General features: G+C 41.0%; 21 protein-coding genes. 3 read left to right on the top strand and 18 right to left on the bottom strand.

What is annotated here, in order from left to right:
- Positions 1 to 13: 13 nt before the first annotated feature.
- From D8854_RS05010 to D8854_RS05000, 3 genes are all read left to right on the top strand, one after another.
- Positions 14 to 1003 (top strand): PTS sugar transporter subunit IIB, encoded by a 990-nt coding sequence (locus D8854_RS05010; protein ID WP_020901963.1) that lies wholly within the window; start codon positions 14 to 16, stop codon positions 1001 to 1003.
- A 75-nt stretch (positions 1004 to 1078) separates the two neighbouring features.
- Complete coding sequence (locus D8854_RS05005; RefSeq protein WP_049479446.1) at positions 1079 to 1891, top strand: PTS mannose/fructose/sorbose transporter subunit IIC; 813 nt, start codon at positions 1079 to 1081, stop codon at positions 1889 to 1891.
- A gap of 14 nt (positions 1892 to 1905) precedes the next feature.
- On the top strand, positions 1906 to 2817 hold the full coding sequence (locus tag D8854_RS05000) for a PTS system mannose/fructose/sorbose family transporter subunit IID (protein WP_000818322.1): 912 nt from the start codon (positions 1906 to 1908) through the stop codon (positions 2815 to 2817).
- 59 nt (positions 2818 to 2876) lie between these two features.
- Here the strand turns inward: D8854_RS05000 and D8854_RS04995 are convergent, their stop codons facing one another.
- From D8854_RS04995 to D8854_RS04910, 18 genes are all read right to left on the bottom strand, one after another.
- Positions 2877 to 5105, bottom strand: a complete 2229-nt coding sequence (locus D8854_RS04995) for an HAD-IC family P-type ATPase (RefSeq protein WP_125449982.1) — start codon at positions 5103 to 5105, stop codon at positions 2877 to 2879.
- A gap of 164 nt (positions 5106 to 5269) precedes the next feature.
- On the bottom strand, positions 5270 to 6604 hold the full coding sequence (pepC, locus tag D8854_RS04990) for an aminopeptidase C (protein WP_125449980.1): 1335 nt from the start codon (positions 6602 to 6604) through the stop codon (positions 5270 to 5272).
- 110 nt (positions 6605 to 6714) lie between these two features.
- On the bottom strand, positions 6715 to 7437 hold the full coding sequence (locus D8854_RS04980; RefSeq protein WP_125449976.1) for a pseudouridine synthase: 723 nt from the start codon (positions 7435 to 7437) through the stop codon (positions 6715 to 6717).
- Between the two features lie 72 nt (positions 7438 to 7509).
- Positions 7510 to 7740 carry a GlsB/YeaQ/YmgE family stress response membrane protein gene (locus D8854_RS04975; RefSeq protein ID WP_125425098.1) on the bottom strand — a complete coding sequence of 77 codons (231 nt, stop codon included), beginning with the start codon at positions 7738 to 7740 and terminating at the stop codon, positions 7510 to 7512.
- A 9-nt stretch (positions 7741 to 7749) separates the two neighbouring features.
- Complete coding sequence (locus D8854_RS04970) at positions 7750 to 8991, bottom strand: aminopeptidase (protein ID WP_125449974.1); 1242 nt, start codon at positions 8989 to 8991, stop codon at positions 7750 to 7752.
- 21 nt (positions 8992 to 9012) lie between these two features.
- Positions 9013 to 9165, bottom strand: a complete 153-nt coding sequence (locus D8854_RS04965; protein WP_000776617.1) for a hypothetical protein — start codon at positions 9163 to 9165, stop codon at positions 9013 to 9015.
- 20 nt (positions 9166 to 9185) lie between these two features.
- Positions 9186 to 9464, bottom strand: a complete 279-nt coding sequence (locus tag D8854_RS04960) for a type II toxin-antitoxin system YafQ family toxin (protein WP_061418263.1) — start codon at positions 9462 to 9464, stop codon at positions 9186 to 9188.
- Positions 9457 to 9720 (bottom strand): type II toxin-antitoxin system RelB/DinJ family antitoxin, encoded by a 264-nt coding sequence (locus tag D8854_RS04955; protein WP_049487291.1) that lies wholly within the window; start codon positions 9718 to 9720, stop codon positions 9457 to 9459. The genes D8854_RS04960 and D8854_RS04955 overlap by 8 nt, the downstream gene beginning before the upstream one ends.
- A gap of 148 nt (positions 9721 to 9868) precedes the next feature.
- Positions 9869 to 10834, bottom strand: a complete 966-nt coding sequence (locus tag D8854_RS09925) for a hypothetical protein (RefSeq protein ID WP_260469226.1) — start codon at positions 10832 to 10834, stop codon at positions 9869 to 9871.
- Positions 10835 to 10846: 12 nt separating this feature from the next.
- The gene (locus D8854_RS09920) at positions 10847 to 12520 is read right to left on the bottom strand and encodes an AAA family ATPase (protein WP_260469225.1); all 1674 of its coding nucleotides are present in this window, start codon (positions 12518 to 12520) and stop codon (positions 10847 to 10849) included.
- 4 nt (positions 12521 to 12524) lie between these two features.
- Positions 12525 to 13238 (bottom strand): ABC-three component system middle component 1, encoded by a 714-nt coding sequence (locus D8854_RS04945; RefSeq protein ID WP_125449972.1) that lies wholly within the window; start codon positions 13236 to 13238, stop codon positions 12525 to 12527.
- Between the two features lies 1 nt (position 13239).
- Complete coding sequence (locus tag D8854_RS04940; RefSeq protein ID WP_260469224.1) at positions 13240 to 14529, bottom strand: ABC-three component system protein; 1290 nt, start codon at positions 14527 to 14529, stop codon at positions 13240 to 13242.
- Between the two features lie 229 nt (positions 14530 to 14758).
- Positions 14759 to 19150, bottom strand: a complete 4392-nt coding sequence (locus D8854_RS04935; RefSeq protein WP_125449970.1) for a PolC-type DNA polymerase III — start codon at positions 19148 to 19150, stop codon at positions 14759 to 14761.
- 176 nt (positions 19151 to 19326) lie between these two features.
- Positions 19327 to 20706 (bottom strand): glycoside hydrolase family 1 protein, encoded by a 1380-nt coding sequence (locus tag D8854_RS04930; RefSeq protein WP_125449968.1) that lies wholly within the window; start codon positions 20704 to 20706, stop codon positions 19327 to 19329.
- A 107-nt stretch (positions 20707 to 20813) separates the two neighbouring features.
- Positions 20814 to 22667, bottom strand: coding sequence for a proline--tRNA ligase (locus D8854_RS04925; protein ID WP_125449966.1), 1854 nt, complete (start codon positions 22665 to 22667; stop codon positions 20814 to 20816).
- Positions 22668 to 22683: 16 nt separating this feature from the next.
- A complete protein-coding gene (gene rseP / locus D8854_RS04920; protein ID WP_000579743.1) occupies positions 22684 to 23940 on the bottom strand; it encodes an RIP metalloprotease RseP in 1257 nt (418 codons plus the stop codon).
- 15 nt (positions 23941 to 23955) lie between these two features.
- Entirely contained in the window at positions 23956 to 24759 is an 804-nt protein-coding gene (locus tag D8854_RS04915; protein WP_125449964.1) for a phosphatidate cytidylyltransferase, read from the bottom strand.
- Between the two features lie 8 nt (positions 24760 to 24767).
- Positions 24768 to 25526, bottom strand: a complete 759-nt coding sequence (locus tag D8854_RS04910; protein ID WP_000466705.1) for an isoprenyl transferase — start codon at positions 25524 to 25526, stop codon at positions 24768 to 24770.
- Positions 25527 to 25928: the final 402 nt, after the last annotated feature.

Genomic DNA, 25928 nt, shown 5'->3' with positions numbered 1-25928 from the left:
AGGAATGACAATAATGAGTATCGGAATCATTATTGCGAGCCACGGCGAATTTGCTGCGGGTATTCATCAGTCAGGATCTATGATCTTTGGTGAACAAGAAAAGGTTCAAGTTGTAACCTTTATGCCAAATGAAGGTCCAGATGACCTTTACGCTAAATTCAACAACGCTGTGGCTGCATTTGACGCAGAAGATGAGGTTCTAGTATTGGCTGACCTTTGGAGTGGATCTCCATTCAACCAAGCTAGCCGCGTAATGGGAGAAAATCCAGAACGTAAGTTTGCCATCATCACAGGACTGAACTTGCCGATGTTGATCCAAGCCTACACAGAGCGCCTTATGGACGCGAATGCAGGTGTGGATAAAGTCGCTGCGAATATCATTAAAGAAGCCAAAGATGGCATCAAGGCTCTTCCAGAAGCGCTTAACCCAGTTGAGGAAGTTGCAACTGCTGCAGCTGCTCCAGTTGCCCAAGCTGCTATTCCAGAAGGAACAGTTATCGGTGATGGTAAACTGAAAATCAACCTTGCTCGTCTAGACACTCGTCTCCTTCACGGTCAGGTTGCCACTGCTTGGACTCCAGATTCAAAAGCAGATCGTATCATCGTTGCTTCAGACAACGTTGCAAACGACGAGTTGCGTAAAGAATTGATCAAACAAGCAGCTCCTAACGGTGTAAAAGCTAACGTTGTCCCAATCCAGAAATTGATCGACGTTGCAAAAGACCCACGTTTCGGCGAAACTCATGCCCTTATCTTGTTTGAAACTCCACAAGATGCACTTCGTGCTATCGAAGGTGGCGTGCCAATCAAGACCCTTAACGTTGGTTCTATGGCTCACTCAACAGGTAAAACAATGATCAACAACGTTTTGTCTATGGACAAAGAAGACGTTGCAACCTTTGAAAAAATGCGTGACCTCGGTGTTGAATTTGACGTACGTAAAGTACCAAACGACACGAAAAAAGATTTGTTTGACTTGATTAAGAAAGCAAACGTTCAATAATGTTAATCTGTTTCTATCATTTTTGAAAACAGGATTAAATACTTTATTAAAACTAAATAGAAAAGGAATAAAACCATGTCAGATATTTCAATCATTTCTGCTATCTTGGTTGTAGTTGTTGCCTTCCTTGCAGGTCTTGAAGGTATCCTCGACCAATTCCAATTCCATCAACCAATCGTCGCATGTACCCTTATCGGACTTGCAACTGGTAACCTCGAAGCAGGGGTTATGCTTGGTGGATCTCTTCAAATGATCGCCCTTGGTTGGGCAAACATCGGAGCTGCCGTAGCTCCTGACGCTGCTCTTGCATCTGTTGCTGCAGCAATCATCTTGATCAAAGGTGGTAACTTTACTACTGATGGTATCGCCGTTGCAACGGCAACAGCTATCCCTCTTGCTGTAGCTGGACTTTTCTTGACAATGATTGTTCGTACAATCTCAGTTGCCTTAGTTCACTCAGCTGATGCTGCTGCTAAAGACGGAAACATTGCAGCTGTTGAGCGTGCTCACTTTGTTGCACTTCTTCTTCAAGGTCTTCGTATTGCAATCCCTGCTGCCTTCCTTATCGCTATCCCAGCTTCTGCTGTTCAAGATGCTCTTGGTTTGATGCCAGAATGGTTGAATGGTGGTATGGCTGTCGGTGGTGCTATGGTCGTTGCCGTTGGTTACGCTATGGTTATCAACATGATGGCAACTCGTGAAGTATGGCCATTCTTCGCAATCGGTTTTGCTCTTGCAGCAATCTCTCAATTGACTTTGATTGCCCTTGGTGTCATCGGTGTTGCCCTTGCCTTCATCTACCTTAACCTTACAAAACAAGGTGGAAACGGTGGCGGCGGAGCTGCAACTTCTAACGACCCAATCGGTGATATCCTAGAAGACTACTAGAAAGGGGAACAATCATGGCTGAAAAAATTCAATTATCAAAATCAGATCGTCAAAAAGTTTGGTGGCGTTCACAATTCCTTCAAGGTTCTTGGAACTACGAACGTATGCAAAACTTGGGTTGGGCTTACTCATTGATCCCAGCTATCAAAAAATTGTACACTAAAAAAGAAGACCAAGCGGCTGCTCTTGAGCGCCACCTTGAATTCTTCAACACTCACCCATACGTCGCTGCTCCAATCATGGGGGTTACTCTTGCACTTGAAGAAGAGCGCGCTAACGGTGTTGAAATCGACGACGCGGCTATCCAAGGGGTTAAAATCGGTATGATGGGACCTCTTGCTGGTATCGGTGACCCAGTATTCTGGTTTACAGTTCGTCCTATCCTTGGAGCTCTTGGTGCATCACTTGCTGCATCTGGTAACCTTGTTGGTCCACTTCTCTTCTTCTTCGGATGGAATGCTATCCGTATGGCCTTCCTATGGTACACACAAGAGTTCGGTTACAAAGCTGGATCTGAGATCACTAAAGACATGTCTGGTGGTATCTTGAAAGACATCACTAAAGGTGCTTCTATCCTTGGTATGTTCATCCTTGCCGTTCTTGTACAACGTTGGGTATCCATCAACTTCACTATCAACCTTCCAGGCAAACAATTGTCAGAAGGTGCCTACATCAACTTCCCAGAAGGTCCTGTTACAGGAGCTGAGTTGAAGGGCATTCTTGGTCAAGCGCTTAGTGGTATGAGCCTAGATAGAGTTCAACCACAAACGCTTCAAGGTCAGTTGGACTCATTGATTCCAGGATTGATGGGACTTCTCCTTACTTTCCTTTGCATGTGGTTGCTTAAGAAAAAAGTATCTCCAATCACAATCATCCTTGCCCTCTTTGCAGTTGGTATCGCAGCTCGTTTCTTCGGTATCATGTAATCTCGGTGAGAATATATAAACAAAAAAGAATCAGGATTAAACCTGATTCTTTTTATGTATCAACTTTTTCTCCTAGTAAGATAATGAAAGCACCCAATCACCACTGCTAGTATGGCAACATAGAGTAGCTGTTTGGCTTCTAAAGGCACAAAAGCTCCCTGTAGGATAAAAGTATTGGCAAGTACACCAACAAGGGCTGCAAGGCTCAAAAACGTGAGCAAAAGCATCTTGTATCGATTAAAAGGCAAGCTGACCTTGGCAACTAGACACAGACCATTGATCAGGGCAAGGAGGAAGCAAATAAATTTGACCTGACCTGGGACAGTGATAAAGAAATTGGTCAAAAGAACACTAGCAACCAGAACGCCACCACCAATCGCCGCGTTGGTTAGGATATCTCTCATAAAGTGAGTGCTAACCTTTTCTTTATTGGACTCAAAAGTCAGGAAGAAGGATGGAATCCCAATCGTAATGGCTGAAATGATTGTAAACTGAATGGGGATAAAGGCAAATTCCAAACCAAATACCACACTCAAAATGGCAAAAACGATGGAGAAGAAGGTCTTTGTTAGAAAAAGAGAGGCTACCTTTTGGATGTTATTGATGACCCGGCGTCCTTCCATCAAGATATCATAAAATACTGCAAAGTCATCAGTGAGAAAAACAATATTGGATACACTTTTGGCTGCACTGGTAGCACCATTCATGGCAAAGCTGATATCTGCTTTCTTGAGAGCCAGAACATCATTGACCCCGTCACCGCTCATGGCAACTGTTTTACCAGCATTTTGCAAAATAGATACCATCTTTTGCTTCTGTTCAGGTGTCACACGTCCAAATATTTCGTGTTCCAAGACCACTCTTTCAAAGTCGTCATCACTCACCTTGGTCATATCAATCGCACGGGCTTCTTCCTTAAAACCTGCCTTACGAGCCACCCCATATACAGCCACATGATTATCACCACTGATAATCTTCACTTCAACACCTTGAGATTCGAAATAGTCAAAGGTTTCCTTGGTATTGTCCTTAATCTCATCTGACAAAACGACGTGGCCTAGGAGTTCCATATTGGCTGGACTCGTAATCTGGTCCTTGCTATGAGCAAGGGACAAAATTCGAAAACCTTGCTGTTTTAGATCTTCATAGTAGGCATCCATCGGCTGGGTAAAGCCTAGAAACTCATAGGCTCCGAAGAAATAGGTCCCACCCTCTTTTACTTGGACAAAGGAATACTTATTTTTACTTGAAAATGCACCGACTTCTTGAACTTCCCACTTTTTCTCACAGGTTAAGTAAGTCTTCAGAGCTCGGGAAGTTGCATTTTCATCTTCGAAATAAGCCAAATAAGAAGATAGTTTCTCTGCTACATTAGCATCCATTTCTTGGACCTTCATATTCCCCGTCGTGATAGTTCCCGTCTTATCAAAACAAAGAATATCTACTCGCGCCAAGGTCTCTACACAGTATAGCTCCTGTACCAGAACCTTCTTTTTAGCCAGCTTCATGGCTGCTACTGCTAGGGACACACTAACCAAGAGAATCAAACCCTCTGGAATCATGCCGACCAAGGCACCTGAACTTCCTAAAACAATTTCAACATAAGACCGTCCTAGACTAAAACCTCTGACATAGAGCAGAATGGCAACTGGCACCAGCAAGATCGAGACGATTTTTAAAATCTTATCCATGTAATCGCGTAGTTGAGAAGGGTATTTTTTGAATTCCTTGCTGGATTTTGCGAGTTTGTTGATATAACTATCGGGTCCGACCGCCGTCGCCGTGACCAGACAAGTACCGCTAACGACATTGCTTCCGCTCATCAGCTTGTCACCTGCTGTTTTAAAGACTGAATCACTCTCACCAGTCAGCAAGGACTCATCCACTTCGATCGTTCCTTCAAGCACTTCTGCATCGACAGGTACCTGATCTCCCAGATTGAGATGCAGATATTCCCCCAGAACGATGTCTTCTGGATCAATCTCGATCGTTTGACCATCTCGATTGACCTTGTACTTACTTTTACCAAGCAAACTTAGCTTTTCCAAAGCATTTTTTGAACGCACTTCTTGGAAAATCCCGATAGCTGTATTGATAGCAATCACACCTAAAAAGAGCATGTTCTCAAATCGCAAGGTTGTGGCTACCAGAACTGCCAGAGCCAGGTTCATGGCATTAAAGAAGGTAAAGATATTTGAAACGACGATTTCCTTGGTTGTTTTATAGGGTTTAATATCGCTGATATTTCGTTGACGATCCTTGATGTCTTGGCTACTTAAATACTTCATTTCTACTCCGATATCCTTTTGTACTACTATAGTAACACATATCTTTCTCTCTGTCACTTAAAGACTCAAAATAAGGAGAACTCCCTTGGCAGGCATCATCTATCGCCACTTTAAGAAGGACTTAAAAAGAGGCTAGGATTTTCCTAACCTCTTTTCTCTATGCTTTATTCTGCCAAGGCTCCCATTGGATCCCATGGTGCAAGTACGATTGGTTCTACTTCATAGGCAGCTTGTTCTTCTGCTGTCAGCAATTCTTTACGGACAACGATTTGGTAAGTATATTCGTCCATCCAAGCGTCTGAGGCGACAAAGTAACCATCTGCACCGACCTTGTCTCCCCATGAGTTTTCAACCTTCCACTTGGTTGACTTGCCATTTTCATCCAAATCCACACCTGTCAAGACCATGGCGTGAGTCATCAAACTTTCGCTGTAGTCCAAACGTCCAGCCTTGTCTTGAGTGAGTTGAATATCCATGCTTGATTCAAAGTCATAAACATCTGTCGCAAGGATTCCAGCTTTGCGGTTGCTAAGTTGGCCGACATCTGAACCAAACCAAACAGTTTCTCCTGTTTGCATTTGGGCAATCGCCAATTCTTTCAAGCGTTCCATTGGAACGTTGATATAGCGAACTGCACGGCTACCAACGACATTCCCCAACATCTCAACTGTATAAGATTTGCCGTAAGGCTTGTCAGCAGTCGGAGCATTGATAACCGAAACATAATCTTCTAGAGGAAGATTGACATATTTCTTGTAAAACTCTTGTGGCGTGATACCCTTTTCGCTTTGGTAGTTGTTATCCTTATCGCGATAAGCAAAGTCAAATTTACGCGGTGGAAGTCCTAGTGACATAGCAAGGAAGTTAAAGATTTCTTGCAAGAGGTCTTCTTTCTTAGCTTGAACAGTCGCTTGGTCCGCACCAGAAGCGAGCAAGTCACGCAAGATTTGGGCATCTTGGCGAAGCAATTTGTTAAGGATGGCATTGAGCTCACGGCTGCTGCTAGATGAAACAGACTCAGGATAAACAGACTTAGGAACGACACCGTATTTCACAAAGAGGGCAACGACCATATCCCATTGACCACCATCTTGTTGAGGGGTTTGGAGTAGGAAGCTAACCTTGCGGCTCGTCAAGTCTTGGTCTGCAGTCGCAATCACTTGCTCCAAGAACCAGTTGGATTTCTCGTACTTGTCCCAGAAGAAAGTGTGGGCTTGTGACAATTCAAAGTTTTCCAATTTGTATTGAGAGATAAGTTTGTGACGGAAGGTGTTGAGAGCTGCAAACATCCAGCAACGACCAGACGCTTTCTGGTTGGTCACCTTGTCCTTGGTCAAATCCAATGAGAAAACAGGTGCATTGTCTACGTGACTTTGGCGACGTTCCAGGGCTGCAAAAATTCCGTTATGGCTGGCAGCATTTTCAATCGCTTGGTATTTGACATTTGCTTCATAGTTGGCAAATAGTTTATCTGTAAATGATTCTTGAATCGCGTTCATAGATTCCTCCTTTTATTCTACTGTCTATTATAACTCTTTTCACAAAGGAAGCAACCGAAAACATAAAAAGGCAAGGACATTCTCCCTCACCTTTTCTAAAATAATCCAAACTAAGTAATACTAGCAAGGAGAGTCTCTAACTCCTCCTTGGTCAGGCGACGCCATTCACCGCGTTTCAGCTTTTCGTCTAAAATCAAAGTTCCCATAGTCAAACGTTGCAAATCCACTACTTCCTTACCACAGTATGCCACCATGCGTTTGACCTGGTGAAACTTCCCTTCGGCAATGGTCACGTGAACCAGACTTTGATTCTTTTCTGGATCTACCGACACGATCTCCAGCTTAGCGGGCTGGCAGGTAAAATCCTTAAGCGGAATGCCCTTGGCAAATGTCTCCACATCTTCTTGGGTCATAATACCCTCGACTTGCGCCAAATAGGTCTTTTCCACATGACGTTTAGGTGAAAGAAGAGCATGGGCAAGCTTGCCGTCATTGGTCAAGAGCAGAAGACCATGCGTGTCAATATCCAAGCGCCCTACTGGAAAAACTTCCTTGGTCCGCGCCAAGTCATCTAGCAAGTCTAGAACCGTTCTATGCTTGGTATCCTCAGTCGCTGAAATGACTCCTTGGGGCTTGTTCATCATGTAGTAGACAAACTCCTCGTAGTCTAACTTTTGCCCATCAAAGCGAATTTCGTCTCTTTCTTCATTGATTTGCAGTTTAGCTGACTTTTCCTTTTTGCCATTTACCGTCACGCGCCCAGCCTTGAGCAAGTTTTTGACCTCTGTTCGACTCCCTACAGCGCAGGCAACTAAAAATTTATCTAATCTCATAGAACTATTATATCATACTCAAAAGGAGGCTGGCTCAATGACCAACCTCCTTTTCTTTTCAAATTTAGGAACTTAACTTCCTCGTCTCCAGAAAATAGCTAAGACAACCATAGCACCCAAAACAGCAGGAATAACAGCTGTTCCCGCTAAAATTGGTCCCCAAGTTCCAAAGAGCAGGTGACCCAGAAAGGCACCAATCCATCCGAGAAACATTTTTCCAAAGCATCCCATACTCTCTCCGCGATTGGTCAAAGCACCTGCCAAGAGTCCCACTAGGAGACCAACAAACATACTTCCCAGCATAGCTTCTCCTTAAATTGCCCAATCTCCATTACGGAAGAGGGGTACGCGTGTTCCATCCTCACGGATACCGTCTATATCCATTTGATTCGAACCAATCATAAAGTCCACGTGAACATCTGAACGGTTCAGTCCTGCAGCTTCAAGCTCTTCTTCGCTCATCTCTGCTCCACCAACAACGCTGGTCGCATAGGCTGCACCGATAGCCAAGTGGTTTGAAGCATTCTCATCGAAAAGCGTGTTAAAGAAGGTAATGCCTGACTGTGAAATTGGACTTGGATCTGGTACCAAGGCACATTCACCCAAGGCACGCGCGCCCGCATTTTCAAAGACAAGGTCCTTCATGACCTGATCACCCTTTTCAGCAGTAATGTCTACGATTTGACCATCCTTGAAGGTTACTTTAATGCCTTCGATGATATTTCCGTTGTAGCTAAGTGGTTTTGTAGAGGTTACATAGCCCTCTGCACGACGGAAGTCAGGAGCCGTAAAGATTTCTTCTGTTGGCATATTTGGCAAGAATCCTTCGTCTTGAGCATTGACAGCACCAGCTGATTCCCAAACGTGATTCTTAGGCAATCCAAGTGTCAAATCTGTTCCTGGCGCTGTATAGTGAAGGGCTGAGAATTGCTCTTTATTGAGCATATCAGCTTTGCTCTTAAGGATGGCTGCATGTTCTTCCCAAGCCTTAACTGGATCTTCTTCATAGACACGACAAGTTTTGAAGATTTGGTCCCAAAGGAGATCGACTGCTTCTTCATCGCTCGCAGCATTTGGAAAGACTTTCTTAGCCCACTCAAGCCCTGCTGCAGCTGCTACAGTCCAGCTAACCTTGTTGGATTGAGTTGCGATGCGCATCGGCTTCATAGCGAGTCCCATCGCTTTTGCAGAAGCTGAAAGCTTATCAGCGTCCACACCGTTCAAGGCACCTGGGTCAGAAGAACGGACACCGAGACGACTAGCCTTGTTTTCCAAGAGATAGTTCATCTCAGCAATCTTGTATTCTGGCACATTGTCCAAACGCTCCATTGGTGCATGGAGGAATTTCTCACGGTTGATGATATCATCGGCCCACTGAACGATAACCTCATGCGCACCCAAGGCATAGGCTTCTTTCACGATTAGATGCGCCAATTCACGTTGCTCCACATCGATAGAAAGAGCCAAGGTGTGACCAGGTTGCACGTTAATTCCGTTCGCAACCAATAATTTCGCATATTTTTCTAGATTTTCTTTAAAATTTGGTAAAACCATTCTATTCTTCCTTTTCTTTTGTTATTTTTCCTTCAAAGCAGAAAATAATCCTGCTAAAGCAATGGCACCAGACAAGAGCGCTGTTGATAGGATAATTGTTTCATCCGCAAGCTCTAGCTGATAGTCAAAAACCTTTTCCGCTGGTTTATCTTCTGCAAAAATCCTAAGTTTCATCTTGAACTCCTTAAAATTTATTAAAATAAATCGCTATGACTGCCTGTCCTCAGCAAGTTTAAAATCAATTCCGACTTGTCTACTTTATAGACCAAAAGCCAATCTGGTTGGATATGACACTCACGAACTCCTTGAAAGTGCTTGGATGCTGCCAGTTGATGATCTCGATATTTGTCAGGAAGTTCTTTTTCTCGAACCAGAAAATTCAAAACTTCTTCTAATAATTCTGCCCTCAAACCACGCTTCATAGCCAACTTAAAATCTTTTTTAAACTGTTTATGATAACGAATCTTAAGCACGCAAGTCCTCCATCAAGTCAGAGACTGATTCAAAAGATTGGCTCATATTACGATTTTGATTTAAATCCGTTAATACCTCAAGTAACTTCCGATTCTCGTCTAGCCTAACATCAAAAGGCAAACCCTGATATTGAATAGCCTGACGAAGGAAAATATTGATAGCCGTTGTCATATCCATCCCCAGATTATTAAACACCTGTTGAGCCTGCTCCTTGACCTCACTATCCAAACGGATGCTCATGCTCGTCTTTGACATATTCTCACCTTCTTTCTATTTATTATTTTAACAAAAAAGAAGGCTTATGTAAATCTATTAGATATACATTAGCTTTCTTAACATTGATTATTAGGATAGTCTAAAAGATTCACAGAGAAAACAAGACAAAGAATAAGAAGTTTATATATTATCCGTGCAAGTCACTAACATTTTCATATTTTATATTTACTTCCGAATTTGAATTTGCAAATTTATAACCCATGAACAAAGCATTAAAATCGCTATAAGTTGATAAAATGATCTGATACTTATCTATAATTCCATGACGTAAAATTTCAATAAAAGATAGTACATTCATAGCATCCATGTCTTGAACTGGATCATCTATCATTAAGAAATTCAAATTATCAGATAGTTTAAACATCGTATTCAATGAAAGAGTAAATGCTAGTGAAACAACCGCTAACTGACCTGTACTTAGTTGATTAATTGCATCATGATCATTATTAGTATCGGATTTAAATCTAATAATTGCTATCTTTCCATTATCACTATTCGTTGTTTTCTTGTGTGTTAAGAAAATCCCCATACCTTGTTGATAATTTTGTAACATTTTTGCTGAGTATATAAAAAATGGGATACGTAGCTTTTTAACAATATCTATTTTGAACTGTTTTACCTCTTCTTTATATATAGTATTAATTTCTTCTAATCGTTCCACAGTTATTCTCAATGTTTCTATCTGACTTGATAAATCTTGAAGTTGCTGATTTTGAACTAGTTTATGCTGCCTATCAAGATAAAGTTTCTTATTCTCTAAATCTCCAATATGAATATCCTCTAATACTTCTACTTTACTTTGAAAATATGTGGGAAATATGTTCTCAGCGTCCGCTATCAGATTCTCATTAATAGCATAGTGATTATCAACTGCCAAGTGAATAGCATTTTTTAATTCAAGCAATCGACTATCAATTACAGCCTTATTTATCTTCGAATATGAACTTGATTCTAATTGGTATGTTTCAAACTGCAATTCAGGAAATTCTTCTCTTAAGACCTCCAGTTCTTCCTTTATATTTCCCAAACTATTATTATCTAGCAACCTGTAAACATCATCATCAACTACTAATTTAGATTGAAATTCTTTCAAGTTTAACTGGTACTACTGGTTATAGTCTTTAAATTCTAACCTTCCCAACTCATATGGTACCATAGTTGTATACGACTGAATAAAAGTTTTAAAACCTTCAACATTTTGAGAATAACTTTGATACGAACTTTTTAATTCTTGTAATTTATCTAATAGATTTTTATCTACATCCGTGGAAAGGTTATTTATTTCATCAGTGATTTTCTGCTTCAGCTGCTGGATTGATTCATTCAACAATAATTGAACTTCTTGTAATTGCTGACTATCTCTAGATGAAATTTCAAACAGATAAGCCTTATAATTATCATATGCCTCCGTTAAATCATTGTAGGAAGCAAATTGTGTGTTACAAAATGGACATTTATTTTCATCAACATGATTATGTTGTCTTAGTTCATCAAATTTTTTATCTAATTTTCTCCGTAACTGTCGTAGATCACTTAAGCTTTTATCTACTTGTCCAACACTTTCCCTTAGTGTCTGATAACTTGTAATTCGAGATTTAAGTAATTCAAAATAATTTGATAATCTATCGTCTTGAAAATACTGAAAAGACTGCGCTGCCATTTGATTGATATCAGTAGATAGATACGCCAAGTATTGATTTAATTGCTGTCTTCTCCTATATTCTTGAGTTATAGTGTCAAATGATTGAAGATAATTTTCTAAAAGTACGTATTCAAATAATCTCGTATTCTCTAATGTATATTTTTCCCAGAGCCATTGAGAATTTGATTTAAAAATATTGGGAGATAATATTGAAAAATATAATGCTTGTTTGATAGCCCTATCACCAGCAATATCTTGTTTTCTTTTATCGCTTTTCCTCTTCCTATTATACTCCTCTATCGAGAAATTCTTCTTAAAATCAATAATATTTTGTAAAGTATTTTGATAAATTAATAATTTGTCAAGATTAGCAATAGAAAAAGGAGTTTCACAATCAAATACAAATTCCTTATGATTAAATAATCTATGATAAGGGACATCCGATAGTTCTTGCTGTTTTAAGTGTTTTAATTTTCCCTCTAAATCACTAATCTTTCTATTAATAACGTTTGTTACGGTATTAATATCTTTTATTTTCTTCTCTACTTTATCCGTTTTTACTAAAAAAGATAAACTATCGCCTCTTTCTTGTTCCGTTTGCTTTAGAAAGAAGGTTGTTTCTTCCTGTTGAATATAATTAAATAGATTAAAAATTTTTTCTATCTCATATTTCCCATTAATACCTAAAAATGCATCAATAGAACTTTGAGTAATCTCTTCCAGACTAGTATGATCTATAGAACTAAAATTTGTCTCGCTTACTTCCACTTGTCTAAATAACATAAACTGACTGGCAGATTTCAAAGGTGCAAATAAGTTGCTACTATCAGTAGAACTATTTACTAATTTCCTTACAATTACAAGTTGTTCACCATTCATTTTTTCTAGCCACAATTTGATAATTACCGGCTGACCAATTTCATTCTGAAAAAATGGCTTATTATATACAATATTTTCAGCAGTAACTTTATTAATGCGAGAAAGATTACCAGTTAACCCTAACTCAATTGCATCAAAAATTGTTGTTTTACCATATCCATTTGGTCCCACTAAGAATGTTATTCCATCACTAAAATCAATAACTGTTTCATTTCTAAAGTTCTTGAAATTATAAAGTAAAATTTTCCTAATCTTCACAAGTTCAGTCTCCTAAAATTTGATTTAAGCTATCCAGCAAACCACTAGCTTCATCTTCAAGTTGTTTCCTAATATCAACTCCACTAAAAATTTCTAAAATATCATCTACCTGCTTTTTATGATCATTTAGCCCTTCCATTTCAATTCGTGATTGGATTTTATTTTCAACTATCTCAAAATGATTATCAGAATGATGAAGAGAAACAAATGGTAATTTAATAATTAGTTGCATAGCAATAAAATAAGAAGTATCAAAAAACATATCACTCTCAAATTTATCAAATAAATACTCATCCTCAGGAGAAGTAGACTGAATATAATTTAGCAAATCTTCAATATTTGAGTTCAGTCTACTTAATCCTTCCTCGGTATATAATATGACATATTTTCTAAAATAATATTCATCTTCCTCAACTTTCATAATCATATTTCTAAGATTTTCATATGATTGCTTCAGTTCATCAACTTTAATAGTTACAAATAAAGAGGTATTTTTCTTAATTTTTCCATCATTAATTTCTTCAAAGCAAGATATCAATTGATTTGTTTGCTCACAAGTAAAAAAATCCGTTCCTCCTTCGCTACTAGATTTAAAATCCTCCCTACTATATTCTTGAATAAGGAAAAATTCATTTCCTTCCCCTCCCCACAATTCTAAATGCTCATCACATTTATTAAAATTATGTTGTTCTAAGATCTGTTGCAAAAAATTATTCATTTCAATCCTCTTTCAATTTTTCAACAGTATTCACACAATCAATATATTCTAAATTATTTGAAAATATTCTATTTTTTACCTCGCCAAGGGCTCCTGCAAGCAACTTTTCTTTTCCACCTTCATGGATTGGCTTCTCTTCAAAAAACTTTTGTCCATCTATATTCATATTAATCAAATAATCAGTATCAAAGCTAGCCCTTATAAAATTTTTATTAGCCATTATTTTATCTCGAACTTTACTTGCTGCCCCATTAGGAGCATGAATCATACTAAGTCTGAGTGACTCATGATTTAGAGTATACCGTAAACTGTCTAACAAAAGTCGTTCTTGTTTACAATTTTTAAGAAACTCATATAGGATATATTCAATGCTATCTTTATCAATTAAATTATCTATATTATTTAATTGCTGAAGTTCAGCGATATTGTTATCTGGATGCAAATCAATCAACAATTGTTTAAATTTATCATCTGACAGATTTAAAATCTGATTCATAACCAATGTATCAGCATCATCTTCAACAATGTTATTCCAATGCATTTCAAGACTTAATTTCGCTCTTCTAACAGATTGTCTATGACGTTTTTCCTGTGAAATAATAATTTTTAAAATTTCTTGAAAATATATTACAGGATAAACACCATTCCCATTATTATGTGCTTGACTAATCCGTCTAGAAACTAAATCTTTAATTTCACATAGCGTCTCCTCTATATGTTCCGAATCATCTTTCAAAGAACTATTAGAATATATCAAAATTTCCTTGATTTTTTCTTCACAAAAATTATCAATAGGTGATTGGCTCCCTCTAACCAAATCACAATATTTTTTATTATCTGGATAGGTGTATAGTTGAACTCGGCTCTTATTAGGTACATAATTTGCTCCTTTATAGGTTTGTTGGAATACTTCCTCATTCATATCCCATCCCTGAACTTCACAAATAACATGTAAAAATCTATTATCTTTAGTCGTTCCTAAAGTTTGATACCCAGAGGGGCATTTCTTAGAATTTATTGATCTAACATTACGATAATCATTCGGGTATCTCCCCTTTTTCTTAGCTTTTACTTGATGCCTTGATATTACTCGTGTAGATTGACAAATCTCAATATCTTCACCACCATTTTTTTCAAATATTAATTTATATGTGCTATGATCTTCTTCTTTTTCTAATAGCTTTCTAAGCTCAGTTAATGCTAAAAATATGCCAACCTTTCCTTGGTGATTATATCCACTCCAACTTGAGGTTGCATTTCGCCTATCATACGTCATTACTTTATCCTTCAACTCTATTAATTTCTCTTGTATCTTACTCCACTTTTCAAATAATATCCTTTAGAAAACAACCACTACAAATATATCAATATTCCTAGAGTCATCAAGCTAGTTAACAAATTCTGATTCTAACACACACTCCAAAGTCCTCAATATCAATCTTTTTCAAGTCCCCACAATCAAGATAGTTAATCTTACTAGCTTTAATTTTTCAAAAACATTGCTATTTTTCTAGTTTTATTTAAAACAACTCATCAAACAAACTCAACTGGTTATCCTCTGGCATATTGCCGAGAATCCCCATTTCATCCATCTTCTCAACCAAAGTTGATGAAAGTCCACCGCGCTTGCGGAGTTCGGTTTTGGAGAGGAATTCTCCCTCTTCACGCGCACGCACCAACTGCTTAGCAACGTTCTCTCCCAGACCATCCATTGCTACAAATGGCGGAATGAGGGTATCCCCATCAATGAGGAATTCAGTTGCATCACTACGATAGAGATCGAGTTTGCCAAACTTGAAACCACGTTCCCACATTTCATTGACAATCTCAAGAGTTGTATAGAGGTCAATTTCCACATTAGAAGCTTCATTGTTCTTCCGTTTTTCAGCAATTTCTTCCATTCTGCGCTTGATAGCATCCAATCCCGCACCCATGGTCTTGATATCAAAAGCCTTTGCACGGATAGAGAAGTAAGCACAGTAATAATAAATGGGATGGTGAACCTTGAAGTAGGCCACACGCAAGGCCATCATAACATAGGCTGCCGCATGGGCTTTAGGGAACATATACTTGATTTTTCCACAGGATTCGATATACCACTCTGGCACCTTATTGGCCTTCATAGCTTCGATATAACCATTTCTCTCCTCTTCAGAAATCTTCAACCACAAGCCCTTACGTACCCGTTCCATGATGGTAAAGGCCATCTTAGGCTCGAGACCCGCATGCATGAGGTAAACCATGATGTCGTCCCGACAACCGATAACGGTTGATAGATCTGCAATTCCTTGCTTGATCAAATCCTGTGCATTTCCCAACCACACATCGGTACCGTGGGACAGACCAGACAGCTGAAGCAACTCCGCAAAAGTCGTCGGATGCGTCTCGTCTACCATCCCACGTACAAAGTTTGTTCCAAACTCTGGAATTCCCAGCATACCCGTCGGCGTACCGATTTGCTCCGGCGTCACCCCAAGTACATCCGTCCCAGAAAAGAGGGCCATCACGCCTTCATCATCCATAGGAATTTCATTAGGGTCAATACCAGACAGATCCTGAAGTTTCCGAATCATAGTCGGATCATCATGCCCCAGCACATCGAGTTTGAGGACGTTCTCATCGATATCGTGGAAGTTAAAGTGAGTCGTCTGCCATTCAGCCGTCACGTCATCTGCTGGATATTGGACAGGCGTAAAATCGTAGACATCCATGTAGTTAGGAATAACAACGATTCCTCCCGGGTGTTGTCCTGTTGTCCGCTTGACACCAGCCGCACCCTGAGCGAGGCGTTCCACCTCTGCATCACGATAAAACTTCCCATAGTCTCTCTCATAGCCCTTTACAAATCCATAGGCAGTCTTGGCAGCCACCGTACCAACCGTTCCTGCACGGAAGGCATATTCTTCACCAAAGATATCACGCACATCCAAGTGGGCGCTAGGCTGGTCTTCTCCCGAGAAGTTCAAGTCAATATCGGGAACCTTGTCCCCATCAAAACCAAGGAAGGTCTCGAAAGGAATATCCTGTCCATTTTTGCTAAGTTTATGACCACATTTTGGGCAGTCCTTATTAGGCATGTCAAATCCTGAACCGTAAGAACCATCGGTGATAAATTCACTATACTGACACTGACCACAGACATAGTGTGGAGAGAGAGGATTAACCTCTGTGATCCCGATCATAGTCGCAACGAAACTGGAACCAACAGAACCACGAGAACCAACTAAGTAGCCCCGTTCATTGGAACGTTGCACCAGCATCTGCGATGCCAGATAAATCACGGCAAATCCATTCCCCAGAATGGAGGTTAATTCTTTTTCAATCCGCAAATCAACGATATCTGGCAGAGGATTTCCATAAATCTCAAAAGCTTTCTTATAGGTCAGCTCAGCGACCGTTTCTTCAGCCTTGTCGATGAAAGGTGTATACAAGTCACCCTTAACGACCTCAACAGACTCAAAGATATCTGCCAAGGCATTGGTATTTTCAATAACCAATTTGCGTGCTAGATCTTCGCCCAAGAAGGCAAATTCATCCAACATCTCATTAGTCGTTCGAAAATGAGCTTTAGGTAGCGGAGCTGGTTGGGCATGTTCACCGTGACCAATAGTTCGGTTAATCATAGCCCCCTGTCCCAAACTACGGACGATAATTTCACGGTAAATCTCTTCTTCCGGTTCGATATAATGGACATTTCCCGTAGCCAGAACAGGCTTGCCAAGACGGTCCCCGACCTCTATCAAACTCTTGATAATGGTCTGGAGTTCATCCATATCCTTGACCTGCTCCTTAGCAATCAAGGGAGCATAGATAGCTGGTGGCATGACCTCGATAAAGTCATAATACTTGGCCACCTCAACCGCTGCATCCACACCTTGGGAAACAACTGCATCAAAAACTTCACCTTCTGAACAGGCTGATCCTAAAATCAAGCCCTCCCGATGGGCATCTAGAACCGTTCTCGGTATCCGTGGTACTCCTTCAAAGTACTTAGTATTGGACAAAGAAACCAGCTTAAAAATATTTTTTAAACCAACTTGATTCTTGACATAAATGGTCGCATGCTTGATCCGAGCTTTTTTATAAGAATCAGGACTAATCAAATCAATGTTTAGTCTAGCCAAGTCAGTCACACTATGTTTTTCTGCCACCTCTTTGATAAAGATAAAAAGCAGACGACCCGTAGCTTCTGCATCGTAATTGGCCATGTGGTGGTGTTCTAGAGCCACACCAAAACGCTTGGTCAAAGGTCCCAAACCATGACGTTTATACTCAGGATAGAGGTTCCTAGCAAACTCCAGCGTATCGATAACTGGCTGGCTAATCTTAGGCAGACCATGGCGCTCATAGTTGGCATTCATAAAGCCAACATCAAAGGTTGCATTGTGGGCAACTAGGACGGTATCCTTACAGAATTCTTGGAATTCTTGCAAAACTTGTTCCAGTGGTTTGGCATTTTTGACATGATCATCCGTAATTCCAGTCAACTCAGTAGTAAAAGCTGACAAGGGGTGTCCAGGATTGATAAATTCATCAAATTCAGCAATGACATTCCCCTTGTACATCTTAGAGGCCGCAACCTGAATCAAGTCATTATAGATAGCTGAAAGCCCCGTCGTTTCCACGTCAAAGACCACGTAGGTTGCTTCAGATAGATCCATCTCCACTTCGTTATAGACGATAGGAACACGATCCTCAACGATATTAGCTTCCATCCCATAGATCAGCTGGATTCCCGCTTTCTTGGCAGCCTTATAGCCATGTGGAAAGGACTGAACATTGCCATGGTCCGTAATGGCAACCGCCTTGTGACCCCATTTTGCAGCTGTCGCGACGATTTCTTCGACCTCTGGTAGAGCATCCATGGTCGACATATTAGTATGAGCATGAAACTCAACCCGACGCTCACCTTCTGGCATCAAATCCTTCCGCTCATAGTGAACAACTTCCTGCACATCCTGCACGTTCATGGTCAAATCGCGTGTAAAGTTATTCATCTCCACATTCCCACGCACTCTGAGCCAAGAATTCTTCTTGATTAAATCAAATTTTTGAGCCTCTTCTTCATTCTTAACCCATTTTTGCATTGAAAAACTTGAAGTGTAGTCCGTCATTTTAAAATTGATCAAAACGCGACCAGTTCTGGTCACTTTATGTTCCACATCAAAAACGACCCCTTCAAAGACCAGACGATTTTCCTCAGTCGTCACGTCGATCATCTGGGTAACTTCTGCCTTATCTAGTTTTGGCTTAGCCGCAGCTTTTTTAGCCTGAAAATCGAAGGCTGGTTTCTCTTCTACTGGAGGAGGAGCCATTTGTTCCAGTTGTTCCATAGCACGCAAAGCCTCTTCATTGGCAGCCTGTACAATTTGTTCATTCTCCGTATAGAAGGCTTCCTCCTGCTCTTGTGTAAGGGCATCATTCTTTTCTATTTGGCATACAAAGGCTGGGAAACCAAACTTTTCAAGTTGCTTTGCTAGATTAGGAAGATGATTCTTCTTAAAGTGTTCCTTATCAATCGCCTCTGAACCTTCAATAAAGAGTTGATTTCCCTCCGCACGAACTTGCAGATTCTGATAAAGAGACTTAAATCCTTGGCTAGCACACGGACCTTCAGAAAAAGCCTCCTTATAGTAGGCCTGCAAGAGTTCATTAGAAAATTCCTGAGAGAGCGCCTTGATTTCGAAAACAGCTCGATTCCCTGTCTTAGAAAATTCTTCACTAAGCCCTTTCTTTAACTCTAAAAAGATTTCAATCGGTAAAATATTAGAAAATACAAAGTGAAATTCCCAAATCTTACTAATTTTATGAACCACAACACGCTCAATACTTGCATCAACAAGAGTAGGATCCTGTCGCAGCTGATCAGAGATTCCTAGTTGATTCATTAAAATTTCAAACTTACTTGACATTCAATTTCCTCACATTATTCTCTTACTATTTTACCATAATTAAAGAAAATATATAGCCAGTACCATCTCCCTTGCGACTTAGATGGAAAGATTTTATCATACTTGTAATAGATAAAACTATACTGACTCGTAGTCACATATTAAAAAGTGAGATGATTTTCATCTCACTTTTATTCTTAAAATCCATTATGGTCGCTGAGTTCTTTGAACCAGTGGCCTGATTTCTTCAGGCGACGTTCTTGCGTTTCCAAGTCAAGCTCAACCAAACCATAGCGGTTTTTATAGCTATTGAGCCATGACCAGCAATCGATAAAGGTCCAAATCAAGTAACCCTTACAGTTGGCCCCGTCTTCAATGGCACGGTGGAGTTCACGAAGATGACATTTGACAAAGTCAATACGATAGTCGTCCTGAATCATGCCATTCTCACGGAACTTGTCTTCACCTTCAACCCCCATACCATTCTCTGTCAGCATCCACTCAATATTACCATAGTTTTCCTTGATATTTTGAGCGATATCATAAATCCCTTGCTCGTAGATTTCCCAACCGCGGTGAGGATTGATTTTACGTCCAGGCATAACATAAGGCGCGTAAAAATGCTCTGGCAAGAGCGGGCTATCAGGATGTTTAGCAAAACGCGGTGCCATGACACGCAAAGGCTGGTAGTAATTGACTCCTAGGAGATCAACTGTATTCTCGCGAATAAGTTCTAACTCTTCAACAGTGTACTCTGGCAACAAGTCATGCTCAGACAAGATTTCTACCAACTCCTGTGGATAAGCTCCCAAAACAGACGGATCTAGGAAAGATTGAGCTTGAAAGAGGTCGGCAATGCGAGCGGCCTTGACATCCGCAGGATGCTGGCTACGTGGATAGGCTGGTGTCAAGTTAAGGACAATCCCAATCTTAGAATCTGGCAGAATCTCATGACAAGCCTTAACCGCAAGACTACTAGCCAGTTGTGTGTGATAGGCAACCTTAACCGCTGCTTTGGCATCCACCTTGTGAGGATAGTGGGCATCGTAAAAATAGCCAAACTCTACAGGGACGATGGGCTCGTTAAAGGTAATCCATTGGTCCACCAAGTCACCGTAAGTCTCAAAACAAAAACGAGCATAGTCTTCATAGGCTGAGACAGTCGCCTTATTTTCCCAACCATCCCCATCTGCTTGAAGGGCAAAAGGGAGGTCAAAGTGGTAGAGATTGACTAGAAGACGGATTCCCTTAGACTTGATGGCTTCAAATACCTGACGGTAGAAAGCCACCCCTTGAGGATTGACTTCTCCACGGCCTTGTGGGAAAACGCGAGACCACTGGATAGAAGTGCGAAAGGCTGTATGACCAGTCTCTACCAAAAGCTCAATATCCTTCTCCCAGTTTTCGTAAAAAGTCGATGTTTTGTCAGGTCCAATCCCATTGTAGTAGCGATTGGGTTCCACCTGATACCAATAATCCCAGAGATTATCTCCCTTGCCATCACCTGGCACTCGTCCTTCTGTCTGTGGTCCAGAAGTGGAGGAACCCCAAACAAAATCCTTTGGAAATTTTAGCATTGTTATACCTCTTAAATTGATTATGTCTTTATTCACTCCCATTATATAGAAAAAACAAGGTAAAAACTAGTTACATTTTTGCCTTGTTTTTCTTCTGATTATAGTTTTTATTTCTTGCTTAGGATTTCAAGCGTTTCGAGCAAGTTATCTGCATGAACCTCGATGGTGTCACCAGTCGCTTTAATCTTAACTTCTACAATGCCATCGGCTGCTTTCTTCCCAACAGTAATGCGAATTGGCAACCCAATCAAGTCGCTATCGCTGAATTTGACTCCGACACGTTCGTTACGGTCATCTGTCAAGACTTCGTAACCAGCTTCCATCAAGTTGGATTCCAGTTTTTCTGTTAAGGCTTGCGCTTCTTCATCTTTGACATTGACAGTGATCAAGTGCACATCAAATGGTGCCAATTCTTTAGGGAAGTTAACTCCCCAAGCGTAACGGTATTCACCTTTTGGCGTTTTGTTAACAAAGAGGCGAGCGTGTTGTTCCATAACTGCTGAGAGAAGACGGCTAACACCGATACCGTAACATCCCATGATGATTGGCACAGCACGACCATTCTCGTCCAAAACATCTGCGCCCATACTTGCCGAGTAGCGAGTTCCGAGTTTGAAAATATGACCAATCTCGATACCACGGGCAAAGTTAAGAACGCCTTGTCCGTCTGGTGAAATTTCACCCTCACGAACTTCGCGGATATCCACGTATTCTGCAGTGAAGTCACGACCTGGGTTCACACCTGTCAAGTGGTAGCCATCTTCGTTGGCCCCCACAACAGCATTGCGAACATCTTGCACCTTACGGTCTGCAATGATTTTCACATTCTCTGGCAAACCAACTGGGCCAAGTGAACCAAAGCCGGCTTGAACAGCACTTGCGACTTCTTCTTCGCTCACAACATCAAAGAAATCTGCACCCAAATGGTTTTTCAACTTGACTTCGTTGAGTTGGTCATTTCCAACTAGAAGGGCTGCAACAAGTTCTCCATCTGCCATGTAGAAGAGAGTTTTAATCGTTTGCTCTTCTGGCACGTTAAGGAAGGCTGCCACTTCATCAATGGATTTAACACCTGGAGTTTCGACGCGAATCACTTCTTCTTCCGCAACGACACGGTTGCTTGGTTTGTACTCGTTTGTTGCCATTTCTAAGTTAGCTGCATAGCTAGACTCACTTGAGTAGGCAATGGTGTCTTCACCAGAAACCATCCATTTGAGTAATTCTGCCTTGATTTCTTCTTGTACTTCTGCAGGAATTTCATCAAATGAGGCAACTGACTTGTCTAAGACAACCCAGCGGTCGAGGTCTGTACGGGCTGGTGTAATCGCCATAAATTCTTGGCTATCCTTACCACCCATGGCTCCACCGTCACCGATGATAGCCTTGAAGTCCAAGCCACTACGAGTGAAAATACGTTCATAGGCCGCCTTGTACTCGTCATATGTTACATCCAAACTATCATAGTTGGCATGGAAACTATAGCCGTCTTTCATAATAAATTCACGCGTACGGAGGAGGCCGTTACGTGGGCGTTTTTCATCACGGTACTTAGGTTGGATTTGGTAAAGGTTAAGTGGCAATTGCTTGTAAGACTTGACTGAATCACGGACAATGGCTGTGAAAGTCTCTTCGTGTGTCGGACCTAGGATAAAGTCCGACTTTTCACGGTTTTTCAGTTTATAAAGGTCTTCACCATAGGTTTCATAACGACCTGATTCACGCCAAAGATCGGCACTAAGAAGGGCCGGAGCTAGCATTTCTACCGCACCAATCTTATCAAACTCTTGGCGCATGATGTTCTTAGCCTTTTCAATCACACGGTTAGCAAGTGGTAGGTAAGAATAAACACCTGCAGAAACTTGACGAACATAGCCAGCACGCAACATAAGGGCGTGGCTGATAACTTGAGCATCGCTTGGCATTTCGCGAAGCGTAGGGATTAGCATTTTACTTTGTTTCATAATATTCCTCGATTATCTAAAAGAAGAGTCGCATAATGTCATTCCAGGTCACAGCTAGCATCAAGACAACCATGATAACTACACCAGCCATGGTGACATAGGTTTCAATTTCTTGTTTAAGGGGTTTCCGGCGGATAGCCTCTAGGATATTGAGCACAATCTTTCCACCATCCAAAGCCGGGATCGGAATCAAGTTAAAAATCCCGATATTGATGGAAATCATGGCTAGGAAGTAAAGGACATTCTCAAGACCATTTTTAGCAGCATCGCTACTTGCCTTAAAAATGGCAACGGGACCACCGAGTTTGTTCAAATCTGGATGGAAAATCAAGTTTTTCAGAGCCGAAAGGATACGGAGCCCCGAATCAGCAGCTGTCGTAAATCCACCAACAAACATGGATAGAAAGTCTGACTTGACCCCCGGTTGAACCCCAAGAATATAGCGTCCTTGATTCTCTTCTGGAGTCACCGTGACTTGTTTTTCGCTACCATTTTCAGAAATGGTCACATCCAAGGTCGGGGCGGTCTTGTCCTTGGTATCTGCTTCCACAGCCTGGGTCAAGTCTTGCCAATTCTTAACCTCATGCGAGCCGACCTTGGTGATTTGAGCTGTCTCAGCTACGCCCACCTTAGCCAAAGCTCCTTCTGGCATGACATGAAAGAGATTGGTCTGAGTGTCTCTAACACCGCCCTGCAAAAAGATCAAGATCCAAAAAACAACAACACCTAAGATAAAGTTATTCATAGGACCTGCAAAGTTGGTGATGAGCTTACCCCAGATAGAAGCATTTTGGTACTGTACATCCAGAGGGGCAATGCGTACTTCGGTTCCATCTTCTTCAACAACCGTTGCATCATGATCCACTGTAAAAGTCTTTTCTTCTTCCAAGACCAAACCCTTGATAAAGAGCTTGTCTTCAAAGTCAAACTGGGTTACCTGCATAGGAAGAGCAGTTTGATCCAGTTTCTTCCCTGAGAGGTTGATCCGTTTGACCTTACCATCATCAGCAAGTGTTAAACTGACCGGAGTTCCTGTCTTGATCTCTGTCGCATCATCACCCCAGCCTGCCATACGAACATAGCCTCCTAGAGGAAGGATTCGAATGGTATAAGCAGTGCCATCCTTACCGATATGGGAAAAAATCTTGGGCCCCATACCAATGGCAAATTCACGAACTAGAATGCCCGATTTCTTGGCAAAATAAAAATGTCCAAACTCATGCACCACCACAATAATCCCAAAAACGAGGATAAAGGTTAGCAATCCAATCATTCAATATTCCTTTCTTTAAAACAGGCCAAATAAGTGCATCATTGGAAACACAATCAGCATGCTGTCAAAGCGATCCAACACACCGCCATGTCCAGGGATAAATTTTCCAGAATCCTTGACACCGAAATGGCGTTTCATGGCACTCTCAATCAAGTCACCAAACTGACCTGCCACACTGAAGAAGGCAGCAAAGAGACTCATTCTATAAATCCCATAAGGAAGAGCAACTGTGCTGTCCACTAACATGAAAACTACTGTTATCAGTACCGCACCTAGAATACCACCGACAAAGCCCTCAATACTCTTATTAGGAGAAACTCTCGGAGCCAACTTATGTTTACCAAAATTCATCCCTGTAAGGTAGGCTGCGCTATCTGTCGCCCAAACGATAAAAAGGGCCAAAAGTACCTTGTCAAAACCTGCCACCCGAGCATCTAGTAAGGCATTAAAGCCAAAACCAACATAAAAGCTCACAGCAATTGGAAAAGCGGCATCTTCAATCGTATAGTTTTTATTGAAAACGGTCGTCCCTAGCATTATGGTAATCAGAACACTGTAGGCAACCACATTTCCATCAACAGGCAAAAATGTTAGGTAATTTTCCAAAGGAACTGTGAGAGCGAAGGTCGCAAAAAGAGTCAAAGCACCCTCAATGGTCATAGTCTTTAGCCCCTTCATGTGCAAGAGTTCATGGACACCTAGCATCGCTAACAAGCCAATCCCTATCTGCAACAGGGGCCCTCCCGCAAATAAGACTGGAAGGAAAATCGCCAGGGCCAATACCGCAAACAATGTTCTCTTTTGTAAATCCTTGGTCATATCTTCTCCTAAACTCCTCCAAAACGGCGATTGCGATGGTTAAAAGCAGCAATAGCTTCCTGCAAGGCAGCTTCATCAAAATCAGGCCACAAGGTATCCGTAAAGTAAAGCTCGCTATAGGCTGCTTGCCATGGCAAGAAATTACTCAAACGCAACTCACCACTCGTACGGATAATCAAGTCCGGATCCCGCAAATCCTTTGGCAGGTGTTGCGTGAAAAGATAGTCCCCAATCATATCTTCTGTGATGTCACCAGGGTTGATTTTAGCATCTAGAACATCTTGAGCCAAGCCCTTAAGAGCCTGCGTAATTTCAGCACGACCACCATAGTTAAGCGCAAAATTGAGAATCAAGCCCGTATTGTTCTTGGTCAACTCCTCTGCCTTTTTCAAAGCTTCAAAAGTCGGCTTAGGCAAACGGTCTGTCTCCCCAATCATCTGAATCTTAACGTTATTTGCGTGCAATTCAGGGACATAGTTATCATAAAATTCGACTGGCAAATTCATGATAAACTTGACTTCTTGATCTGGGCGTGTCCAATTTTCCGTTGAAAAGGCATAAACCGTGATGACCTTAACTCCCATCTTATTAGCTGCCTTGGTCACCTTTTGGAGGGCTTCCATCCCTGCCTTATGACCAAAAACCCGTGGTTGCATCCGTTTTTTAGCCCAGCGACCATTCCCATCCATGATGATGCCAATGTGAGCAGGAACCTGTGTTGGAACCTCAACTTCTACAGCTTTATCTTTCTTAAAAAATCCAAACATGTTCTTATTCCTATTCAAAAATCTATCGTTTCATTATACCATATTTCCCTCTATTCTTCTATTGCTAAGTTACTGCCCCTGCTTACAGATAGACAAAAAATAAGCCGCCTGATTGGGCGACTTAATTTTATAGGGAGATTATTATGAAAAAGTTTTAGGAGTTTAAGTTAAGTTTCTCTTAACTTACGAGCTTAGTATACACCTCCTAGCTTAAATTTTTCTTAAGTTTTTTGAGAAATGAAAAATCTAAAATAAGATTGCCCACTTGAGTGTACGAAAAGTACCTCAAATCATCTCAAATAGCCAATCTAAGTCTAAAACCTAGCTTTTTCTGAAAGTCATTTCAAGCTGACACCTTTTTCCATAGTTTATAGATTGAAACTTTGCCTCATAAGTTACTTT

Origin of the sequence: Streptococcus mitis, from assembly GCF_003943905.1 — a bacterium.
Classification (GTDB): Bacteria; Bacillota; Bacilli; order Lactobacillales; family Streptococcaceae; genus Streptococcus; species Streptococcus mitis_BC.
This window is presented reverse-complemented; position numbering and strand designations above follow the sequence as displayed.